Here is a 4468-nt window from a genome sequence, read left to right as displayed (position 1 = left end):
CTACGTAAACCGCGGGTGGCCGCCGAACAGGCCTGATCATACAGAATTCTGCGGCCGGGCCAACTGATTTATCGCAAGAATTTGAAGTGAGTGAGCGGCTCGTAGTCCGGGAGCTGATCCCAGGCCAGTCTCTCATCGGCTGCCGGTACATAGCGCGGTTCAAATCCGAGTTCTTTCAGAACAATATTGCGGGCCATCGGGATTCCTACCGTTTTAAAGAAGGCCAAATGACGGTTGAAGCCCTGCCGTCCGAACCCGCAGTCGGTCGAAAGTACGAGTTTGTCAGCCGGGATGAAATTTAGGCAGCGCCGGATACGCTCGGCTATAACATCCGGGAAGTCGGCCTGCAGCGTGCGGTGGCTGACCACGCCGACGGCAATTTTCTTCCTTAGTGAATTCTTGTATTGCTTGAACAGCGGTAGCTCTTTGAGATCGTTCTCCGTAGCTTCGATCGTCCACACGTCACCCTTGAGGCGCTCCAGGTAAATCTCCAACGAGTTCGCGTACGACTCGTCCTTGAATACCTTTTGCATGTTGGGGTTGCCCCAGCAGGTGTGGATCCAGATCTCGACATTATCGAGCCCCTCGACCTCCCGGTTAAATGCCTCAACCAGAAAGCTGATGAACTCTTTTTGCTGCGGATTATAGCGGGCCATGAAATGCAGCGTGGGTTCCTCGATCTGGATCGCCTGGCACCCGGCAGCAGCAAGCTGTCGCAATTCTTTGTTCATTGCCTCGGCCATGTCCCAAATCAGCTTTTGCTTGTCGTCCAGTCCATACTCGTTGGTATAGCTGTCCAGGAAGAATGCCAGCACCTGGGCAGAGCAGGTGCCGAACTTCACTGGCCGACCCGCGGCCGCTGCCGCTTGCTGGGTGATCCGCCATATCTTCGCGTACTCAAGCGGATTCTTAGGGTCGTGCTCAACCTTGCCGACCACCCGCGGCCAGCGCCATGTCTTATAGATAGAATCGAGCATGGTCCCGACCGGGTATGAGAGCAGCGGCGAGCGGCTTCTTTCGGTCTGAAGTTCCTCGTGCTCCAGCCCTTTCCAGCGTTGGAGCGGATAGTGGTGTCAGGAACGCCCGGCGACATCCTCGTCCAAGTGATAGTCTCCGGTCGTGAGGATGTCGAGACCGGCGCGCGCCTGGTCGGAAACCACGACGGCGTGCGCGTCAGTAAACTGCTCGCGAAACCACGGGTCCATCATGGCCGTGTCCAGCGGTCGTCCCCATAGACTTTGGGTGTACCAGCGGGGGCGGGGCCACGAGCCGGTCACCGTAGCGGGGAGCATCAGATCCCTCGTAGTCGTAAATGCCACAACTTGCTCCTTTCCTTATCTGTTTGAGTGAACCATCTGTTTGAGTGAACCGCCGCGAGGACCCTACAACCGTGCCGCGGCAGTCGCCCTGGGGGCGTGCTGTTCATAAGCGAGCGCAAGCGCGAATAAAGTAGTTTCGGCATGGTAGCGCCCGGACAGTTGCAGTCCCAACGGCATCTGACCACTCTGGCGCGGCATCGGGACGGTGATGGCCGGCACGCCCAGCACCGAGAACGGAGTGTTGAACGCTGCATCACCCGTCGTCGAGAGATCGCAGGGCGCCGCGCTCGGCGTGGCCGGTGTCGCCAGAACGTCAACCTCCTCGAACAGTCGGGAAATTTGCTCCATGGCCCTGCGACGGATCTGCTGCGCCCGCACATACGATGGCCCCGGAATCCGACGGCCGGCTTCGATGAGACAGCGAAGTTTTCGACCGTACTGTTGCTTGTGGGAGTCGAACCACCGGGCGTGAAAGGCCGCGGCCTCGACCCGCAGGATAATGGTCCCCGCCGCAACGGCCGCCTCAAATGAATCCGGCAATGTCACTTCGACGACCTTCGCGCCGAGCTGTCCAAGAGTCCTGACAGCCTCGGCGTACGCCGCAAGTGTTTCTTCGTCCGCCGATGTAAAATACCGGTTCGGCACGCCAACCCGGCAGTTGTGGGTGGGTACGGCTTCGCTTTGGGGGCGATGCTGCGCAACAGCGCTGAACAGCAATGCCGCATCGGCGACAGTCTTGGCCAGCGGCCCGGCATGGTCGAGCGACCATGCCAACGGGAAGATGCCTTCGCGGCTGACAACGCCATAGGTTGGCTTCAGGCCGACCACCCCGCAATACGCGGCGGGCCGCAGGATCGACCCCGCCGTCTGGGTTCCTAGCGCACCCAGGCACATATGCGCCGCCACCGCCGCTGCCGAACCGCTGCTGGAACCCCCGGGCGTGTGCCGCAGGTCGTGTGGATTGCGCGTAGGCGCCGGATCGTATGCCGCGAATTCCGTGGTTTCGGTCTTGCCCAGAATTATGGCCCCTGCCTCACGAACGCGCCGCACCGCATCGGAGTCCCGCTCCGGCACGAAACCACGGAGGACAGGGGAACCCGCGCAAGTCTCAATGCCCGCCGTCCAGAAGACGTCCTTGATGCCGACCGGAATTCCATGCAACTGGCCGATCCACGTCCCCGATCGGAGTAGCATATCGAGGCGAGTGGCGTCGCGAAGCGCCTGGTCCCCCTGCACCCGGGCCCATGCACGGATGTCGGGTTCAAGCTTCTCGATCCGGGCCAGCACCGAACGCGTGAGTTCCACCGCGGTGAGGTTCCCGGCGCGGATGCGTTCTGCGGCTTCGACTATGGTGAGCAGGCAAGGCTCGCCCTTAGCCTCGGTTATCATGGCAACACGGTTCTGTCATCGCGTCGAGGGTCGCCTCATCGATGACGGCCAGTGCGGCGGCCACGCGTTCCCGTTCCTCGCGGGCGAGTGGCGAATCGTCTTCGCCCTGCGCAAATCGCAGCAACTCGTTCTTCCAATCGTCTATCTTCAAGGCAGCGGTCTCATTTCCACCCGGCGATAGAATACCTCCGCACCCTCCGCTTGCAACAGGAGACGGCCCTTATTCAAGGGAACCATCTCGCCCGAGCCGGCAGGGTCCGGCTGAAGGAATTTCCAGCCGCGGTTGTTCACCTTGCCGTTGACGATGTGAGTCACGTGGTCCCCATCGAGAACGACCTCCACGGTGTTCCAGTCGCCCGGGTACTCGTATTCCGCGCTCTTGATAATGCGACCGTTCTTCTGCGTGTGAGGCACGCCTTTCTCCGCGTACGTCGGGTTTTCCGGGACGCCAACGGTGGTGGTCACGGCGGTGCCGTCCACCAGCCAGAAATCGCCCGTATCGCCTTCCTGGATCTGGCACTCCACCGAGCGCGGCCAAACCTTGTCAGGGCCGACAAAGAAATACAGAATGCCGCTGTCGCGCTTTTCCGTCGCGCGCGGAGCAAAACGTTTCGTCCCCCATTTGTACTGGAGTCGGATACGGCAGTTGGAGTACTCACGCTCCGTGGCCATGTAGCCGAACTCCTGCTTCTCGGAGGTCACCGGCACGTCGAGGATGTGGATCATCCCGTTCGCGACTTTGAACACCCGCTTGGGGTCGTTGTTCTTCCCCGTGGAGGGAAGAAAGGTGTACCAGCCGCTCAGGTCGCGTCCGTTGAACAGCGGGGTCCAACCCTCCTCGCCGGCGGCGGCCAGCGCGCAGCAAAGCAATCCCACCAGACGGAATACCATAGTGGACCTCAAGCGGGCACTTCGTTTCGGGCAAAACGCTCTGCGTTGCCGGCCAGAATGGCTTGTTTGTCGGCGTCGCTCAGCGCCGGGCACTCTTCCGAAATGATGCTCCAGCGCCGCGATCCGGTGCGATAGCTGTCCGGGCCCTTGAACCAGTATGGGGTATCGGTGCCGTACATCACCTTCTTTGAACCCACCGCTTTCACCAGTTCCTGAATGAACGCGGGGCTGAACTCCATCACGGCAGCCACGTCGCACGACACATTCGGATTGCTTGCGATGGTGTCAAAAATGTATCGGTAGTCCTCTTTCACCTTCGCAGTGCCGCAGTGCGCGAGGGACCAGGGCACTCCCTTGAACTGCTGGAACAGTGGCGTGATCAGCTTCGCGTAATCGGCGAAGGTCTTGAAAGCAGCGGCCATGTTCTGGCGGTCGCGGCTTTCATTGAAAATCGGATAACGCCCGAAATACCACCACGAGAGGTCCAGGATGATCGGCTTTTTGTGCTTGCGGCACATCTCGTATACCGGGATCCAGCTCTTGTGGTCCGGAAGCAGCCCATGAAAGATCGGCAGCATCTTTATTCCGGACGCGCCCTTGCGAAGGTCCTGTTCGAGTGTCTCGAGATAGCCTTCACGGAGCGGATAGATATGGTCCGGGAACCACCAGAATCGGTCCTTGTGCGCCTTCCATGAATTGAATTGATACTGCTTGTTGGCCACCTCCGTCAGTTCCACCGGATTCTGGCCGCGCCCGCGCATCTCAGACGACACGTCCTCGGCGTTGTAGCTGATCAGGAACGCTTTATCAATGCCGCCGCGGTCCATCATCTCGATTGTGTATTCGACGGTGGAATCGGGGTAATACTT

The 4468-nt window shown here is 60.1% G+C and carries 6 protein-coding genes; all 6 read right to left on the bottom strand.

All coding sequences use genetic code 11. From position 1 onward, the window contains the following. Positions 1–68 precede the first annotated feature (68 nt). A complete protein-coding gene (locus tag VN622_17755; GenBank protein ID HWR37711.1) occupies positions 69–842 on the bottom strand; it encodes a hypothetical protein in 774 nt (257 codons plus the stop codon). A 231-nt stretch (positions 843–1073) separates the two neighbouring features. Continuing rightward, the gene (locus VN622_17750; protein HWR37710.1) at positions 1074–1319 is read right to left on the bottom strand and encodes a hypothetical protein; all 246 of its coding nucleotides are present in this window, start codon (positions 1317–1319) and stop codon (positions 1074–1076) included. A gap of 63 nt (positions 1320–1382) precedes the next feature. Beyond that, a complete protein-coding gene (locus tag VN622_17745; GenBank protein HWR37709.1) occupies positions 1383–2708 on the bottom strand; it encodes an amidase in 1326 nt (441 codons plus the stop codon). Then, positions 2692–2859 (bottom strand): hypothetical protein, encoded by a 168-nt coding sequence (locus VN622_17740; GenBank protein ID HWR37708.1) that lies wholly within the window; start codon positions 2857–2859, stop codon positions 2692–2694. Before VN622_17740 ends, VN622_17745 begins: the two co-directional genes overlap by 17 nt. After that, on the bottom strand, positions 2856–3599 hold the full coding sequence (locus VN622_17735) for a DUF1080 domain-containing protein (protein ID HWR37707.1): 744 nt from the start codon (positions 3597–3599) through the stop codon (positions 2856–2858). Before VN622_17735 ends, VN622_17740 begins: the two co-directional genes overlap by 4 nt. 8 nt (positions 3600–3607) lie before the next feature. Continuing rightward, positions 3608–4468, bottom strand: an 861-nt coding sequence (locus tag VN622_17730; GenBank protein ID HWR37706.1) for an amidohydrolase family protein, incomplete at its 5' end; no start/stop codon positions are given.

The organism is Clostridia bacterium (genome assembly GCA_035561135.1).
Lineage (GTDB): Bacteria > Acidobacteriota > Terriglobia > Terriglobales > Acidobacteriaceae > DATMYA01.
The sequence above is the reverse complement of the archived record's forward strand: the minus strand, read 5'-3'. Positions and strand labels throughout refer to the sequence as shown.